Origin of the sequence: Sulfitobacter sediminilitoris (genome assembly GCF_010667575.1) — a bacterium.
GTDB lineage: Bacteria > Pseudomonadota > Alphaproteobacteria > Rhodobacterales > Rhodobacteraceae > Sulfitobacter > Sulfitobacter sediminilitoris.
Genome location: NZ_JAABNT010000001.1, coordinates 148705 through 165581 on the forward strand (window position 1 = coordinate 148705; position 16877 = coordinate 165581).

Annotated in this window: 16 protein-coding genes; 14 read left to right on the forward strand and 2 right to left on the reverse strand. The window is 62.2% G+C overall.

Features of this window, described 5'->3' with window-relative positions:
- Nucleotides 1-2: 2 nt before the first annotated feature.
- From GV827_RS00775 to GV827_RS00805, 7 genes are all read left to right on the forward strand, one after another.
- On the forward strand, nt 3-605 hold the full coding sequence (locus GV827_RS00775; protein ID WP_164351785.1) for a LysE family translocator: 603 nt from the start codon (nt 3-5) through the stop codon (nt 603-605).
- A gap of 2 nt (nt 606-607) precedes the next feature.
- On the forward strand, nt 608-1126 hold the full coding sequence (gene gpt, locus GV827_RS00780) for a xanthine phosphoribosyltransferase (RefSeq protein WP_164351786.1): 519 nt from the start codon (nt 608-610) through the stop codon (nt 1124-1126).
- Nucleotides 1127-1211: 85 nt separating this feature from the next.
- On the forward strand, nt 1212-2390 hold the full coding sequence (locus GV827_RS00785; protein ID WP_164351787.1) for an aminotransferase: 1179 nt from the start codon (nt 1212-1214) through the stop codon (nt 2388-2390).
- A gap of 64 nt (nt 2391-2454) precedes the next feature.
- Nucleotides 2455-4296: a peptidyl-prolyl cis-trans isomerase gene (locus GV827_RS00790; protein WP_164351788.1), complete on the forward strand. Its 1842-nt coding sequence runs from the start codon at nt 2455-2457 to the stop codon at nt 4294-4296.
- A gap of 9 nt (nt 4297-4305) precedes the next feature.
- Nucleotides 4306-5817 (forward strand): anthranilate synthase component I, encoded by a 1512-nt coding sequence (trpE, locus tag GV827_RS00795; protein WP_164351789.1) that lies wholly within the window; start codon nt 4306-4308, stop codon nt 5815-5817.
- A gap of 3 nt (nt 5818-5820) precedes the next feature.
- On the forward strand, nt 5821-6864 hold the full coding sequence (locus GV827_RS00800; protein WP_164351790.1) for a succinylglutamate desuccinylase/aspartoacylase family protein: 1044 nt from the start codon (nt 5821-5823) through the stop codon (nt 6862-6864).
- A 63-nt stretch (nt 6865-6927) separates the two neighbouring features.
- Nucleotides 6928-7428, forward strand: coding sequence for an aggregation factor core (locus tag GV827_RS00805; protein WP_164351791.1), 501 nt, complete (start codon nt 6928-6930; stop codon nt 7426-7428).
- 34 nt (nt 7429-7462) lie between these two features.
- Here the strand turns inward: GV827_RS00805 and GV827_RS00810 are convergent, their stop codons facing one another.
- Complete coding sequence (locus GV827_RS00810) at nt 7463-9136, reverse strand: divergent polysaccharide deacetylase family protein (protein WP_164351792.1); 1674 nt, start codon at nt 9134-9136, stop codon at nt 7463-7465.
- A 169-nt stretch (nt 9137-9305) separates the two neighbouring features.
- Here GV827_RS00810 and GV827_RS00815 point away from each other — a divergent pair, with 169 nt between their 5' ends.
- From GV827_RS00815 to lexA, 7 genes are all read left to right on the forward strand, one after another.
- A complete protein-coding gene (locus GV827_RS00815) occupies nt 9306-9887 on the forward strand; it encodes an anthranilate synthase component II (protein WP_164351793.1) in 582 nt (193 codons plus the stop codon).
- Nucleotides 9884-10900: an anthranilate phosphoribosyltransferase gene (gene trpD, locus GV827_RS00820; protein ID WP_164351794.1), complete on the forward strand. Its 1017-nt coding sequence runs from the start codon at nt 9884-9886 to the stop codon at nt 10898-10900. Before GV827_RS00815 ends, trpD begins: the two co-directional genes overlap by 4 nt.
- On the forward strand, nt 10897-11565 hold the full coding sequence (locus GV827_RS00825) for a uracil-DNA glycosylase (RefSeq protein WP_164351795.1): 669 nt from the start codon (nt 10897-10899) through the stop codon (nt 11563-11565). The genes trpD and GV827_RS00825 overlap by 4 nt, the downstream gene beginning before the upstream one ends.
- A complete protein-coding gene (gene trpC, locus GV827_RS00830) occupies nt 11562-12374 on the forward strand; it encodes an indole-3-glycerol phosphate synthase TrpC (protein ID WP_164351796.1) in 813 nt (270 codons plus the stop codon). Before GV827_RS00825 ends, trpC begins: the two co-directional genes overlap by 4 nt.
- Nucleotides 12374-12847: a cyclic pyranopterin monophosphate synthase MoaC gene (gene moaC / locus GV827_RS00835; RefSeq protein ID WP_164351797.1), complete on the forward strand. Its 474-nt coding sequence runs from the start codon at nt 12374-12376 to the stop codon at nt 12845-12847. The genes trpC and moaC overlap by 1 nt, the downstream gene beginning before the upstream one ends.
- Nucleotides 12844-14016, forward strand: coding sequence for a molybdopterin molybdotransferase MoeA (locus GV827_RS00840; protein ID WP_164351798.1), 1173 nt, complete (start codon nt 12844-12846; stop codon nt 14014-14016). Before moaC ends, GV827_RS00840 begins: the two co-directional genes overlap by 4 nt.
- Nucleotides 14017-14081: 65 nt before the next feature.
- The gene (gene lexA / locus GV827_RS00845) at nt 14082-14783 is read left to right on the forward strand and encodes a transcriptional repressor LexA (RefSeq protein ID WP_164351799.1); all 702 of its coding nucleotides are present in this window, start codon (nt 14082-14084) and stop codon (nt 14781-14783) included.
- Here the strand turns inward: lexA and GV827_RS00850 are convergent.
- A complete protein-coding gene (locus tag GV827_RS00850; protein WP_164351800.1) occupies nt 14747-16837 on the reverse strand; it encodes a ComEC/Rec2 family competence protein in 2091 nt (696 codons plus the stop codon). The two genes, lexA and GV827_RS00850, sit on opposite strands and share 37 nt — an antisense overlap.
- Nucleotides 16838-16877 lie beyond the last annotated feature (40 nt).

The window sequence follows — 16877 nt, forward strand, 5'->3', positions numbered from 1 at the left end:
CCATGACATGGGAAAGCATGATCGCCTTTAACCTCGTGCTTCTGGCGGCGCTGGCCAGTCCGGGGGCGGCAATGCTGTACGTGATCAAGACGACCGTCGCATCCGGCCGCACGGCAGGCATCCTGACAGGCATGGGCCTTGGCACAGCCGCGGCGTGTTGGACGGCATCTGCCTTTCTGGGGCTCGAAGCGTTGTTTCAGCTTTTCCCCTGGACCTATGCGGCGCTCAAGATTGGCGGTGCGGTGTACCTGATTTGGATCGCTGTGCAGACATGGCGTCATGCCAGACAGCCTATCTTTGAGGCGGCGACACCACACGGACGCAGCTTCCTTTCGGGTATGGTGGTGAACTTCGGTAATCCGAAATCAATGCTTTTCGCCGCTGCCGTGATTGTTGTCGTTTTTCCAAAAGGGTTGGCCGCCCTACAGATCGGCCTCGTCGTGCTGAACCACCTCGCACTCGAACTGATCTTCTATGGCTGCTTTGCCATCTTGCTCAGCGCCCCCTCTGCCAGACGGGGGTATGCCGCGCTGAAACCCGTCTTCGACCGCATCGCCGCAACACTGCTGGGCGCCCTTGGCCTGCGCCTGATCCTGGAGAAATAGACATGACAGACCGCCTCCCCCACGAAAAAGGCTTTCACATCTCGTGGGACCAGATCCACCGCGACAGCCGCGCGCTGGCCTGGCGGCTTGATGGCAAGGGGCCCGACGATGGCGCGTGGCGTGCCGTGGTCGCAATCACGCGCGGTGGCATGGCACCGGCAATGATCGTCGCGCGAGAGCTGGACATCCGCACGGTCGATACGATTTCGATAGTGTCCTATCATTCAGGCGGCGGCAAGGCCGACCAGCGGCGCGATGCGAAGGTACTGAAATCACCAGATGCCGAGATCATGGGGGATGGCACCGGTATCCTGATTGTCGATGACCTTGTGGACAGTGGCAAGACGCTTGAACTGGTTCGTCAGCTTTATCCCAAGGCGCATTTTGCAACCGTCTATGCCAAACCAGAGGGCGAGCCACAGGTGGATACCTTCATCACCGGGGTCAGTCAGGACACATGGATCTTCTTCCCCTGGGATATGGCGCTACAATACGTCGAACCCTACCGGGGCAAGGACTGATCTTGCCGCTTCATCTTTCCCCTACAATTCCGGGGAGCGCGAGGGGCTGGCCCCTCGCTCCCGCACCCAAGGCCAGAACCGCCCGATGACGATGACACGCACCAATGCCACCTTCCCGCCCCCCGTGATGGAAGCCCGCCGCTGGCTCGAGGGTGTCAACCACCCTGCCGACCGCCCCCTGATGAACGTGAGCCAGGCCGCCCCGGTCGATCCACCCCCACGCGCGCTGCGTGAACACATTGCCGAAATCGCGCTCACGCGGGACGACGCGCATTTGTACGGACCGGTGTTGGGCCTGCCTGCACTGCGCGCCGAACTGGCGGAGCAGACCACAGCGCATTACGGCGGCGAAGTCGCACCCGCGCAGGTCTGCATCACGTCGGGCTGCAATCAGGCGTTTGCCGCCACCATCGCCACGTTGTGTGGTGAAGGGGATGAAGTTATCCTGCCAACTCCTTGGTATTTCAATCATAAGATGTGGCTTGATATGTCGGGCGTGGCCACCATCGCGCTGGAAACCGGCCCTGATCTTTTGCCTGATCCTGACCGCGCGGCGGCGCTGATCACCGACAGAACACGTGCCATCGCACTGGTCACGCCAAACAATCCCGCAGGCGCAGAATACCCATCTGAACTGGGACAGGCGTTCTTTGATCTTGCGCGCAGCCACGGCATCGCCCTGATCACCGATGAAACCTACCGCGACTTTGACAGCCGCAGCGGCCCGCCGCATGCGCTGTTTCAGGACCCGGACTGGCATGACACCCTGATCCATCTCTATTCGTTCTCCAAGGCCTACCGGCTGACGGGCCACCGGGTCGGCGCGATGATCGCCAGCCAAGAGCGTCTGGCCGAGGCGGAAAAATTCCTCGATACGGTCGCGATTTGCCCCAGCCAACTGGGCCAGCATGCGGCACTTTGGGGGATGCAGAACCTCAAGCAGTGGCTGGCGGGAGAGCGCGACGAAATCCTGTCGCGCCGGGCCGCCATCTCGGCCAATATGCCCAAGCTTAAGGCATTGGGCTGGCAGCTGCGCGGTCTGGGTGGCTACTTCGCCTATATGCAGCACCCTTTTTCGCAAAGTTCAGCGGACCTGGGTCCGCAACTTGTCCGCGATGCCGGTATCCTCTGCCTGCCCGGAACGATGTTCCACCCAGAGGGCAATGCGCAAGGCGCCCGGGAGCTGCGGATCGCCTTTGCAAACCTTGACGCATCCGGGATTTCACAGCTCTTTGACAGGCTGGCCGCCCTGCCCGCGGCCTGAGGCCTTGCCCCGCCCCTCAGCAGCGCATAGACACTGCATTTGAGGCGCACAGAGGGAAGCTCAAATGGCAAAAAGCTCCGGTATCGGCAAATACGCAATGTGGATCCTGATGGGTTTCCTGATCCTTGGATTGGGCGGCTTTGGTGCGGTAAACCTCAGTGGCAACATCCGTTCCATCGGGACGGTGGGCAGCAAGTCCATTCCGGTGGACGCATATGCGCGGCAGCTTCAGAACGAGATACGCGCGATCGAGCAACAGACAGGACAGCAACTGCCCTTTGCCGAGGCGCAGCAGATCGGCCTGGACCGGGCGGTCCTGCAGCGGGTCGTGCGCAACCGCGCGCTGGACCACGAGACCGGCGAATTGGGCCTGTCGATCGGGGATGAGGCCCTGCGCGAGGAAATCCTTGCCATCAGTGCGTTTCAGGGGGTGAACGGCGAATTTGACCGCGAAGGCTACCGCTTTGCGCTGCAACAGGGTGGTGTAACCGAGGCCGAGTTTGAAACCTCTCTGCGGGAAGAAGCGTCACGCACCTTGCTGCAAGGCGCCATCGTCGGCGGCGTACGCATGCCTGACGCCTTTGCCGAAACGCTGGTCAATTATGTAGGTGAACAGCGCAGCTTTACCTGGAGCCTGTTGGACGCGGATAGCCTGACAACGCCCCTGTCCGAGCCGTCGCAATCAGACCTGCGCGGCTACTACGACGCCAACCCCGATCTGTTCATCCTGCCCGAAACCAAGCGCATCACCTATGTTCTGCTGACCCCGGATGCGTTGGTGGATGAGATCGACGTGCCCGAAGAAGAACTGCGCGCCGAGTACGAGGCGCGCCTGAACCAATACAACCAGCCAGAACGGCGATTGGTCGAACGTCTGGTCTTTCCTGATCAGGAAACCGCGGATCAGGCAGCAGCCTCTCTTGAGGTGGGTGGCACGACCTTCCGTGCGCTGGTCGAGGAACGTGGACTGGACCTGACAGACATCGACCTTGGTGATGTGGGCCGGCTTGAGCTTGACGCGGCCGGTCAGGACGTCTTTGCCGCAAAAGTTGGCGACGTCGTCGGACCGCTACCCAGCTCGCTTGGCCCGGCCCTGTTTCGCGTGAACGGCGTCCTGCCCGCGCAGAACACCACCTTCGAGGAGGCTCGCCCCGCATTGCAGCAAGAGCTTGCGATGACCCGTGCTGTGCGCGCTGTGGAAGCACGTGCTCAGGATATTGACGATCAGCTTGCAGGCGGTGCCACGCTGGAGCAGCTGGCCCTTGAGACCGAGATGGAACTGGGCACCATCAACTGGACCCCAGAGACAGACGAGGCGATTGCCGCCTACAGCGATTTCCGCGAGGCCGCGAGCGCGCTTGAGACCGGCGATTTCCCCAAGATCGAACAGCTTGATGACGGCAGCATTTATGCCATGCGGCTGGACGAGGAACTGCCCGAACGGCCAAACCCGTTCGAGGAAGCTCTGGACGATATCCGCGCCGCGTGGGATACCGAGCAGACTGTGAATGCGCTGACAGCGCAGGCCAGCACGCTTGTGACCCAGCTTGCGACTGAAGGATCATTCGAGGCCGCGGGCCTTGATGCCATCATCGAGACAGACCAGACCCGCAACGCCTTTATCAACGGAACGCCTCCGGGCTTCATGACCGAGGTGTTCGGGATGGAGCCGGGCAACGTTATGGTCCTGCCGGGCGAAGACAGCATCGTTATCGTCCGTCTGGATGAAATCACACCCGCGTCCCAAGATGCCGACAGTGCCGCCCTGCTGGCACAATTGGGCGAACAGCTGAACCAGACGCTGGCGCAGGACCTGTTCAACATTTACGCCGATGACGTGGTGCGCCGCGCCGGGCCGCAAGTAGACCAGCGCGCCCTGCAGGCCGTTCATGTCAATTTCCCCTAAAGGCATACCATGGCGCTGACACCGGATTTCGACAACTTTGCCCAAGGCTATGCCGAGGGGCGCAACCAGATTGTCTATACCCGGCTGGCCGCCGATCTGGACACGCCGGTGTCGCTGATGCTGAAACTCACCGGGGCGGCAGAGAACGCCTTTGTGCTTGAATCGGTCACGGGTGGTGAGGTGCGTGGCCGCTATTCCATCATCGGCATGAAGCCCGACCTGATCTGGCGTTGCCGGGGCGAAACATCGGCCATCAACCGCGCAGCGCGCTACGACGCGGAAGCCTTTGAGGAGGCGGACGGCAATCCACTTGACGTGTTGCGCAGCCTCATCGCGGAAAGCCGTATTGATCTGCCCGAAGACCTGCCACAGGCTGCTGCGGGGCTCTTTGGTTACCTTGGCTACGATATGATCCGGTTGGTGGAACACCTGCCAAACGTGAACCCGGACCCTTTGGGCCTGCCCGATGCCTTGATGCTGCGCCCGTCAGTTATTGCGGTTCTGGACGGGGTCAAGGGCGAGGTCACCATCGTCTCTCCGGCCTGGGTGTCGGATGGCCAGACCGCACGGGCCGCCTATGCCCAGGCGGCTGAGCGGGTGATGGATGCGGTGCGCGATCTGGAGCGCGCCATGCCCGGCACCAGCCGCGATCTGGGTGACGCGACAGAGGCACCGCCGCCCGTGAGCAACTTCACCCGCGAAGGTTACAAGGCCGCTGTGGAAAAGGCACGTGAGTACATCGTGGCGGGCGATATCTTTCAGGTTGTCCCCTCGCAACGCTGGGCGCAGGGGTTCACCCAACCGCCCTTTGCACTCTACCGCAGCCTGCGGCGCACGAACCCGTCGCCCTTCATGTTCTATTTCAACTTTGGCGGCTTCCACGTGGTCGGCGCGTCGCCCGAGATCCTTGTCCGGGTCTTCGGGAACGAGGTCACCATCCGCCCCATCGCGGGGACACGGCCACGCGGGGCGACACCGGAAGAAGACCGCGCCTTGGAAGCCGATCTGCTGCTGGATGAAAAGGAACTGGCTGAACACCTCATGCTGTTGGACCTAGGCCGTAACGACGTGGGCCGGGTCGCCAAGATCGGCACCGTCCGCCCGACCGAGGAATTCATCGTGGAACGGTACAGCCACGTCATGCACATCGTCTCGAACGTCGTGGGGGAGCTGAACGAGGGCTGCGACGCGCTTGATGCCTTCTTTGCAGGCATGCCTGCAGGCACTGTTTCGGGCGCGCCCAAGGTGCGGGCGATGGAGATCATAGACGAATTGGAGCCGGAAAAACGCGGTGTCTATGGCGGGGGTGTCGGCTATTTCAGCGCGGGCGGCGATATGGACATGTGCATCGCGCTGCGGACAGCAGTGATCAAGGATGACACGCTTTATATCCAGGCAGGCGGCGGCGTGGTCTATGATAGTGACGCCGAGGCCGAGTATATGGAAACGGTCCATAAATCCGGCGCCATTCGCCGCGCGGCAGCGGATGCGGCGCGGTTTGACGGGTCAGGGCGTAACTGATCCATGTCCGCCGCGCGCCCCGCTTTCACAATCGCAGGCAAGACCATCGCGCCCGGCACGGTCAAAGACATCACCCTTCCCGTATCCACCCTGCCCGACCACACGCCCGTCGGCCTGCAAATTCAGGTGCATCATGGCAAGCGCCCCGGTCCGACGATGTTCGTCAGCGCTGCCGTGCATGGCGATGAGGTCATCGGGGTCGAGATCGTCCGCCGCCTGCTGCGCGCGCCACAGCTTAAATCCCTGCGCGGGACGCTGTTGGTCATCCCGGTGGTCAACTCCTACGGTTTTCTGTCCCGCTCGCGCTATCTGCCGGATCGGCGCGATTTGAACCGCTGCTTTCCGGGCCATCCCTCCGGCTCTCTGGGATCGCGCCTTGCTTATATCTTTTTGCAGGATGTGGTGCGCCGCTGCGACTTCGGCATCGACCTGCATTCAGCGGCCATTCACCGCACGAACCTGCCGCAGGTACGCGTGTCACCGGGCGACCGCGTCACGCAGAAGATGGCATTGGATTTCGGTGCGCCCGTGGTGCTGACCTCGCCCCTGCGCGATGGATCGTTGCGCGGGGTTGCCGCGAAAAACGGCGTGCCCATCGTTCTCTACGAGGCGGGCGAAGGGCTGCGTTTTGATGAAATGGCCGTGCGCGCTGGTCTGGCAGGCATCCTGCGGGTGATGCGCGGGCAGGACATGCTGCCGGCCAAGGGCATCGCCAAGGCCAAAGTAACCCCCCACGTCTGCTCAAGCTCCACATGGCTGCGTGCTCCGGCTGGGGGACTGCTGCGCACTTTCCGGGCCGAGGGAGAAACCGTGGCCAAGGGCGATGTCCTGGCCACCGTGTCGGACCCATTTGGTGCCGTTGAGACAGACCTCATCGCACCCAGCCCCGGTATCCTGATTGGCCGCGCGATCCTGCCCGTCGTGAACGAAGGGGATGCGGTTTTTCATCTGGCCCAGCTAAGCCCCAAGGCTGCCGAAGACACTGTGGACGATCTGGCAACACAGCTTGAGACCGACCCTCTGTTCGATGAGGACGAGATCATCTGAGGCGTGCGACATTGCCGGTCACGGACGCGGCGCTACCTTCACGCCAGTCACTAGAGGTTCGCCATGCTGAGAGTATCCGCCCTTGCCCTGATTCTGAACGCCAGCGGCGCGTTGGCTGATATGGACCTGCGCTTTGATGAAGGTGCGCCCAAGGACCGCTTCACCTTGACCAACAGTGACACCTGTCCCTTGCCGGCGATGGAGCTGACAATTGATCTGTCGACGGCACCCGCAGGGTTGATCTTTGACGTCACAGGCAGTGGCGCGGGTGTGCAGGTCTATCAGCCTTTTGAACTGGTTGCAGGTGCTGAGCACCTCAGCCGCACCCCCGTCGTGCTTGATGGCGACACAGCCATTGTGCTGAGCCTTACAGGGCTGGGCCCCGGCCAAAGCGTAGCATTCACGATTGACGTGGATGACACCGGGGGTGAGAGCGAAACCATCGTGAGCGGCTCAGAGATTGCCGGAGCCACGCTGCGCGCTGCTCTTTCGGATCAGACACTTGAAGCGCGGATGGGAACAGACGCAAACGCCACGATACCGCTGGCCGCCTGCACGTCCTGAGGGCTGACAGGCGCGGATGCGAGACCTGTCAGGCTCAACCCGCGTCTTCACGCATCACAACGGCTGAAATGGGCGCCAGCGCTACCTGTCCGGCCCGGTCCTGCAATCCCCACAACAACAGCGCCGAAATCGTATCGGGCCGCAACCGGCCCAGCATGATAACAGACCCCTCCTGCCCGGCCTTGAACGCCGCCTGATCAAGGAAACGCCGGATGACGGTAGCGGTCTGACCCTTGCTGTCAAAATCGCGGAAGATTGGCATGGCGGGGACGCCTTCCTTGCGGGCAAGCTTGGGCATGGTGTTAAGCCCCTTGTCTTGCGTCACCAGCCCATGCCCTGATTGCGAAAGAAACGCGGTAACCTGATCGGCCACGACCCGCGATCCCTGCAGCCCTGCGCCCGGCCCCTCCAGGACACCCATGACTTCGGGCAGCTGGGCCAATGTCGCGTCCAGCGTCGTTTCCACATCCCGGGGCTGTGCGCCTTCGGGCAGATCGACCATGGCCAGCACTTCAAACCCTTCTTCACGGTAAAGCGCCATGCGCGCGGCGGCATCCGGTAGGCTGCTGTCCACCGCAAAGCTGAGGGCGTAGGGAAAGCTGCGCAAGGCAGCTATGCCGGCGGCACCGGAGGTCGGGCTGGTACCGTCGTCGATCAGCACGATGCTCATCAATGGTTTGTCTTCAGGGTTGTCAAAGGGCTGGGCGAATTGCGCAACCGGTCGCGTATCGCGGCCGGGGTCAGCCACGCCCGCGTCCGGAGACACCGTGACAGGTTGTGTTCCAGGTTCTGTCACTCCGGTACCCAATCGGTTCACGGTCACGCCTGTGTTCCGCTCTGTCAGGGAGATGGCAGGCGTGCCGATTTGTGGCCGTGATGAAGGGGCGATCATTGCAACTTGCGGTGTATCCTCATCCTGTGGCCCAACCTGCGGCGGGGAAGATGTTTCCGGATCTGCCGGTGCAGCGCTGACAGGCGGTGCCAACGGGGCATCACCAGCCTGTGCCTGCTCCATTGAGGAACCTTCTGGTTGTTCCTCAGCCGTTTGTGGATTTTCCGTCTGATCCTGCGGCAAAATCGGTTCCGGGGTCGTTGGCGCAACTTCGATCGTTTCGGTGGGGGTCTGTGCAACGACGGGTGCTTCAGGCTCAGCCCTCGCGGCCGGGGGCGTGTCGGTTTGGTCAGAGGACAACTCCGGCGGTACAGCTTCTGCGGCGCGTTCAGCGATTTCCGGCTCGGCCTGTGGTCGCAAGGTTGGTGAAGTGGTGATCGACACCTCGTCCGCTGGCTGCGGTTCCATTGGCGCCAGCGCCTGCGGGTTCGGCAGCACCGGTTGCTCGCGATCCAGGCTCACGCTTCCCGCGACAGGTGCCTCAGATGGGGCAATCAAATCCGACGCCGGACCCGTTTGCGGCGCTGTGGAAGGGGCAACAGTCTCTTCAGTCAGGCTGGTGAGCGTATCGGGGTCCGGCACGACAGTCTGTGGTACGCGCCGATCAGGCGAAACCGTCGCATCATCCGTCAGGCTTTGAGGCTCGGGGGCCTGCGGGGCAATCGCCTGCGGCGCTACTGCCACACCCGGTGCGGTATCACTGATCTGTGGCGAAATGGGCGGCTGCGGTGACGGTGCGATGAGGGACGCAACAACGGCTACACCGATACTTAGCACACCGCCTAAAAGCGCTCCGCCCAAAAATCCGCGTGCCATTTCGCTCACTCCTGCTCATTTGGACCGCCTGTGCTATGCGATCCGGGTCGATTTGGCCTGCTCGTGCTCTTGACGGCGCGCGGCAAGCCTGAACATCTATGCGTGTTATATACCCCGGCGGCGGGCCAAATCTCCAGCCCAAAGCCCAACTGAGGCAAAGAATCGACCATTGTTGCTGCTTATCGATAACTACGACAGCTTTACGTACAACCTAGTTCACTATCTGGGCACCCTTGGCGCGGATGTGGCTGTGCACCGCAACGACAAGCTGAGCGTTGCCGATGCGCTGGCGATGAAGCCCGCCGGTATCCTGCTGTCGCCCGGTCCCTGCGACCCGGATCAGGCCGGCATTTGCCTTGACCTGACGCTGGCGGCTGCCGAGGCGCGGATCCCGCTGCTGGGCGTTTGCCTTGGTCATCAGACACTGGGTCAGGCCTTTGGCGGCAAGGTGGTGCGTGCGGGCGATATCGTGCACGGCAAGATGGGTCAGATGCACCACGATGGCACCGGTGTCTTTGCCGGCCTGCCCTCCCCCTTTGCCGCGACACGCTATCATTCGCTGATTGTTGAGCGCGAGAGCCTGCCCGACGCCTTGCGCGTGACCGCACATCTGGAGGACGGGACGATCATGGGGCTGCAGCACCGTGAATTGCCGCTGCATGGCGTGCAGTTCCACCCGGAATCGATCCGGTCCGAGCATGGGCACGCTCTGCTTCAAAACTTCCTGAACGAAATGAAAGTCCCGGCATGAGCGAGGCGCTGAAACCCCTGATCGACGCCGCTGCAAACGGGCCGCTTACCCGCGCACAGGCGGCGGAGGCTTTCGAAATCCTTTTTGAGGGTGAGGCGACGCCGAGCCAGATCGGCGGCTTCCTGATGGCGCTCAGAACGCGGGGGGAAACGGTAGACGAATACGCCGCCGCCGCCAGCGTGATGCGGGCCAAATGCCATGCGGTGACCGCCCCCGAAGGCGCAATGGATATCGTGGGCACCGGGGGCGATGGCAAGGGGACCCTGAACATCTCGACGGCGACGGCATTCGTTGTGGCGGGTGCGGGGGTTTGCGTGGCCAAGCACGGCAACCGCAACCTGAGCTCAAAATCCGGTGCTGCGGATGCGCTGACGCAGATGGGCCTTAACGTGATGGTCGGCCCGAAAGTGGTGGAGCGGGAACTGGCAGAGGCCGGGATCGGCTTTATGATGGCACCGATGCACCATCCAGCGATTGCCCATGTGATGCCGACGCGCGCGGAACTGGGAACGCGGACCATCTTCAACATTCTGGGACCGCTGACCAACCCCGCTGGCGTGAAACGCCAGCTTACGGGCACGTACCGGCGCGACCTGACACGCCCCATGGCCGAAACGCTTCTGGCACTGGGCTCCGAGAAGGCCTGGCTGGTACACGGCTCGGACGGGACGGACGAGCTGACGATCACCGGGACAAGCTGGGTGTCCGCCGTTGAAGGCGGCACCGTCAGCGATTTCGAAGTGCACCCGGAGGATGCGGGCCTGCCCGTGCATCCGTTCGAGGCCATCGTGGGCGGCACGCCCGAAGAAAACGCGCGTGATTTCAAGGCGCTGCTGGAAGGCGCGCCCTCGGCCTACCGCGACGCGGTGCTGTTGAATTCGGCGGCGGCGCTGCTGATTGCCGATGCGGCACAGGACCTGAAAGCCGGTGTCGCCATGGCCGCACAGAGCATCGATTCCGGGGCGGCCAAGGAGAAGATCGCCCGCGTCGCGGAAGTCTCTCACCAGAAATGACTGCGCTTGACCTGTCGCGTCTCGGCGGCTGGGCCGATCTGCCGTTCTTTCGCGACGAGCTGCCAGAGATCGAGGCCGCGCTGGCACAAGAAGTTCGGCTCGTCTTTCCGCCGACTGACGCCATCTTTCATGCGCTGGAGCGGACCCAACCGGACGATACCCGCGTCGTGATCCTGGGCCAGGACCCTTATCACACGCCTGGCAAGGCGGATGGGCTGGCCTTCTCCATCCCGCAGGATTTCGGCGGTAGGCTGGACAGTCTTGGCAACATCTTCAAAGAAATTGAGGCTGATCTGGGTGTCACACGCAGCCGCACCGACCTGTCAGACTGGGCCGATCAGGGCGTGCTTCTGCTTAACACTGCGCTGACGGTGCCGCAGGGCGCACCCAAGGCCCATGCGCGGCTGGGATGGTCCGATCTGGTCGATCAGGTGCTGGACCGCCTCAGCGACCGTCCGCGCGCCTATCTGCTTTGGGGCGGACCTGCGCAAAAGGCGGCGAAGGCGGTTGCGACCGCGCCCAACCTCAAGATTGAGAGCGCCCATCCCTCACCGCTGTCCGTGCATCGCGGCTTTTTCGGCTCCCGCCCCTTTTCTCGCGCCAATGCGTGGTTGCAGGCCCAGAACTTGCCCGCCATAAACTGGGGCGACCCGGAGGGACCATGACCGAAACGATCCTTGATAAAATCAAAGCTTACAAGCTTGAGGAAGTTGCCGCTGACAAGGCTGCAAAACCGTTGGCTGATGTAGAGGCAGAGGCCGAGGCCGCACCTGTCGTGCGCCCGTTTGCAGATGCGCTGCACGACGCCGCGCGTGAGGGCTACGCTCTTATCGCCGAGATAAAGAAGGCCAGTCCGTCAAAAGGTCTGATCCGCGCAGATTTCGAGCCTGCCACTTTGGCCAAAGCCTACGCGGAGGGTGGTGCGACCTGTCTTTCCGTTCTCACAGACACCCCCAGCTTTCAGGGGGATAAACAATATCTGGTGCAGGCGCGTGCCGCCTGTGATTTGCCGGTGCTGCGCAAGGATTTCATGTACGACACTTATCAGGTGGCTGAAGCGCGGGCGCTGGGGGCAGATTGTATCCTGATCATCATGGCCTCTGTTTCCGATGCGCAGGCGGCCGAGCTTGAGGATGCGGCGGCGCACTGGGGCATGGACGCCCTGATCGAAGTGCATGACGCGGATGAGCTTGAGCGGGCAACTCTTTTGAAAAGCCGCCTCTTGGGCATAAACAACCGCAATCTCAAGACCTTTGAGACCTCTCTTGATGTGACACGTCAACTATCCAAACAGGTGCCTGCAGATCGGATCATCGTCTCGGAATCCGGACTGAACACCCCCGAAGACCTTGCAGACATGGCGCGGTATGGCGCACGCACCTTCCTGATCGGAGAAAGCCTGATGCGGCAGGACGACGTGGCGCAGGCCACCCGGTTGCTTCTTGCCAATCCCCTGACACCGGGAGGCATGTGATGGCCCTTACCCATTTTGACGCCAAGGGTGACGCCCATATGGTCGATGTCTCGGACAAGGATGTCACCTCGCGCATCGCCGTGGCCGAAAATTACATCAAGATGCAGCGCGAAACCTATGATATAATTTGCGAAGGCCGAGCCAAGAAAGGCGATGTTCTTGGTGTGGCCCGGCTTGCCGGTATCATGGGAGCAAAGCGGACCTCGGACCTTATTCCACTGTGCCACCCGCTGCCGATCACCAAGGTCAGTGTCGATCTGGAACCGGACGCCGACCTGCCGGGCATCCGCATCACGGCAACCGTCAAGACCACAGGCCAGACCGGTGTCGAGATGGAGGCGCTTACGGCGGCTTCGGTCGCGGCGCTTACCGTCTATGACATGGCCAAGGCGGTCGATAAGGGCATGGAAATCGGAGGTTTGCGTGTCGTTCTGAAAGATGGTGGAAAATCCGGGCGGTACGAGGCCACATGATTTCCGTCGACGAGGCGTTGAGCGCGCTTTTCGCGCTGGTCGAGCCGCTGGACATCGAACATGTCCCCCTGCGCGAGGCCAACGGCCGGATATTGGCCCAAGACGTTACCGCCACGCGCACACAGCCCCCCTTCGCGGCCTCTTCCATGGATGGCTACGCGGTGCGCCGCGCAGAGGTTGAGCCTGATGCAATGTTCAAGGTTGTGGGCGAGTCTGCTGCTGGCCACCGGTATAACGGGAGCTTGCGGGCCGGTCAGGCGGTCCGGATCTTTACCGGCGCACCAATTCCGGACGGTGCTGATTTCGTGGTCATTCAGGAAGACACGACACGGCGTGGTGACCTGATCACCCTTGGCCGTAACATCGGGAACAAGGATAACATCCGACCGGCAGGGACCGACTTTGAGATTGGTCAGGCTGTCAAAGCACCCCTTCGATTGCGCCCTGCTGACATTGCCCTGCTGGCAGCGATGAATATCGCAACCGTGCCTGTAACGCGCAAACCCACGGTCGCGGTTCTTGCCACCGGAGATGAACTGGTGCAGCCCGGCGAAGCACCCGGACCAGACCAGATCGTCGCGTCAAACAGTTTTGGCCTGGCGGCGATGCTGGACGAGCTGGGGGCCGAAACGCGGATGCTGCCCATTGCGCGGGACAATTCCGGATCGCTCAAACAGGCGCTTACCCTTGCCCAAGGTGCGGACCTGATCCTGACTATCGGCGGCGCGTCCGTGGGCGACCATGATCTTGTGGCCCCTGTCGCGGCGGAGATGGGGATGGAGCAGAGCTTTTACAAAGTGGCAATGCGTCCGGGCAAACCCCTGATGGCCGGTCACATGAACGGGATTGCAATGATCGGACTGCCCGGCAACCCGGTGTCAGCCATGGTTTGCGGCACGGTTTTTGTAGCCCCGGTTCTGCGCAAGATGCTGGGCCTTGGCACCGCCCCGCAACCGCTGCTGACCGCCCCGCTTGGCGTGGATGTGCCGCCCAACGGGCCCCGCACCCATTACATGCGCGCCCGGCTTCGGAACGGAAAGATCCATCCAGACGCCCGGCAGGACAGCTCACTCCTGTCAGTTCTGGCAACGGCAGACGCGCTTATGGTGCGCCCGGTGGACGATCCCGCGCGGGCCGCAGGAGACATGGTCAACTATCTCGAAATTTGAGATCTGTTGACACAAAACAAGAACATCCCTAGAACAAATGAAAACCATTTGCGAAGGATGCGGCCGTGCTGACCAAGAAACAACTCGACCTTCTGGCATTTATCCACAAGCGCGTGCAGCGTGACGGCGTGCCGCCCAGCTTTGATGAAATGAAACTGGCGCTGGACCTGCGGTCGAAATCCGGCATCCACCGATTGATCACCGCTTTGGAAGAACGCGGGTTTATCCGGCGACTGGCCCATCGGGCCCGTGCGATTGAAGTGGTCAAACTGCCGGAAAGCCTTGGCGGTGCGCCCAATCCCGGCTTTACCCCCCGCGTGATCGAAGGCGACAAGCCTGATGCACCGCCCCCACGTGCGGCGATGGACGTAAGCACGGCACAGGCGATGGATGTGCCAGTGATGGGGCAAATCGCTGCCGGTGTGCCCATTGAGGCAATCAATCACGTTACCCATTCCGTGACCGTACCTGCCGGGATGATCGCCGGATCGGGAGACCACTACGCGCTTGAGGTCAAAGGGGATTCGATGATCGAGGCCGGCATCAACGATGGTGACGTCGTGGTGATCCGCGAAACCTCTGTCGCGGATGATGGTGATATTGTTGTGGCATTGGTCGAAGACAGTGAGGCCACGTTGAAGACCTTTCGGCGCAAAGGCGCGTCCATTGCCCTTGAAGCGGCAAATCCGGCCTATGAAACCCGCGTGCTGCCCTCAGATAGTGTCAAGGTTCAGGGCCGCTTGGTCGGGTTGATCCGCACGTATTGATCCGGAAGATCTTTCGGCTCTGGCCACGCGGTCCAAAGCCGCTCTCCTGCTGTGTCCCGTGAGGTGGTCATCACCCATCCCTCGACAGTTTGGTTCAGGGCGACGGCCCCTGTGTGTTTGAGCCGCACAGGGTCGAACACAGTGCAGACCGGATCGGAAAGTGCCGGCACCTCAACAGACGCCACAATGATCTGCCCTTCGCGGCATCCGGCAAAACTTGCCACGGCCCGTTTGCCCGACAGGTGCACAATCGGTCCTGCCCGCCAATGCCGGGCCGCGCGCTCTTGACTGGTGCCATCGCCATCATTCTCAAGCCAGTTGCGCGCAACAAAGCCGGCACCCTTGGCCTTGCTCAATGCCCGACCATCTTTGGTCAAGACGCCGACCAGCGTTCCATTGTCAGCGATTAGCACCTCCGGGCGCTCCGCCCCTTGCCAGAGCACAAAACTGGCCAAGATCGCGGCCACACCTGCCCACCGCAGCCGTCCCTGCCAGAGCACCAGCAACAGGAAACCCAGTGTTAGCAATGGGATAACCCATGGTCCCGGTGCGATGACATAACCACGCGCGCCGTCAATCCCAGCAATCCAATGCGCGACCCCCAATATCCAATCAAGACCGAGCCCCATCAGCCAAAGGGCAACCCAGTCCAGCCCCACCGGCGCCAAGACAAGGGCCAGCACAGCCGCAGGAATCACCAAAACGCCCATCAGCGGTACCGACAACAGGTTCGCAATCAGACCATAGTGGGCGATCGTGTTGAAATGCGCCGCCGCAATCGGTGCCGTGGCCAGCCCTGCCACCAGCGATGAGATGAACACGCCAAAGACCGGTTTGGCCCAGCGGGGAACCAGATCCTGTTCCAGATCACGCAGCCAGCCAAAGACAGCAACCAGCGCGGTCGTTGCCGCAAAAGACATCTGGAACCCCGGCCCCGTCAGCGCCTCTGGCCACCAGATCAGCACTATTGTAGCGGCGACAGCCACAGCGCGTATTGAAATCGCCCGCCGCCCGATGATCAGTGCGGCAAGTGCCACCGCCACCATGATAAAGGCGCGCTGGGTCGCCACGTTTCCGCCCGACAGCGCGAGATAGCCGCTGGCCGCGATCAGCGCGCCCACAGCCGCAATGCCCTTGGTCGGCCAAACCAGCGCCACGCGCGGATGTGCGGCCAACAGCAACCGCAGCGCGCCGAAAACCACCGCCGTCAGCAGCCCCATGTGCAACCCGGAAATCGCCAGCAAATGCGCCAGATTGCTGGCCCTGAGCGCATCCAAATCATCGCGGCTCATCGCGCTGCGGTCGCCGGTTGTAATTGCCGCGGCGAAGCCTCCGGTGTCCCCCGGCAGACGTTGCTGAATATGCGCCGAAGCTGCCATGCGTATGCGAAACACCAAAAGCCCGGCCTGCCCGTCCTGAGCGGGCGCCGCACCCATAAGCGGCACGCGGGCATAACCGACAGCGCCCAGCCGTGCGAACCATGCATGGCGTTGAAAATCGAACCCGCCCGGTTCTACCGGGCCAGAGGGCGGGGACAGATGCGCCGTGGTCATCACGCGCAGACCCGGCTCCGGCGTGATACCAGCCGGTCCCTTGCTGTGCATCGACAGGCGCACGCGCGCAGGCGTGCGTGCAGGCGGCACCCGATCCAGCCGTACCTGATCCAATGTCAGGCGCAGGGCGTCGGATTGGCTGCGGTCCATTGCGATGATCCGCCCTTCCACGGGTCCGTAGTATCGCCAGCCCAGCACCGGCTCCGCGACAGTATGGGCGCGGACCCCGGCCAGAACGAAGCCGATCATGCACAAGGCGACGCCTACAGGCAGCGGCGAAATCGCCTCTGTCAGATGGCGCGCAAGGAACAACAGCACCGCGCTGGACAGAAGGAGGTATATGAAGTGAGGCGTTTTCGGCTCGACTTTGATCGAGAAATAGCAGCCGATCCCGATGGCCAGACAGACCGGCACCCAGCCCAGCATGTGCCCCCGCTGCGCGATCAGGACAGCGCCAATTTGCGCCCGGATGGTGTTTGATATGCGGCCCACGCGGCCCATGCTTGCCCCCGTTCACCGCACTGGATAGACAGGCAACAAA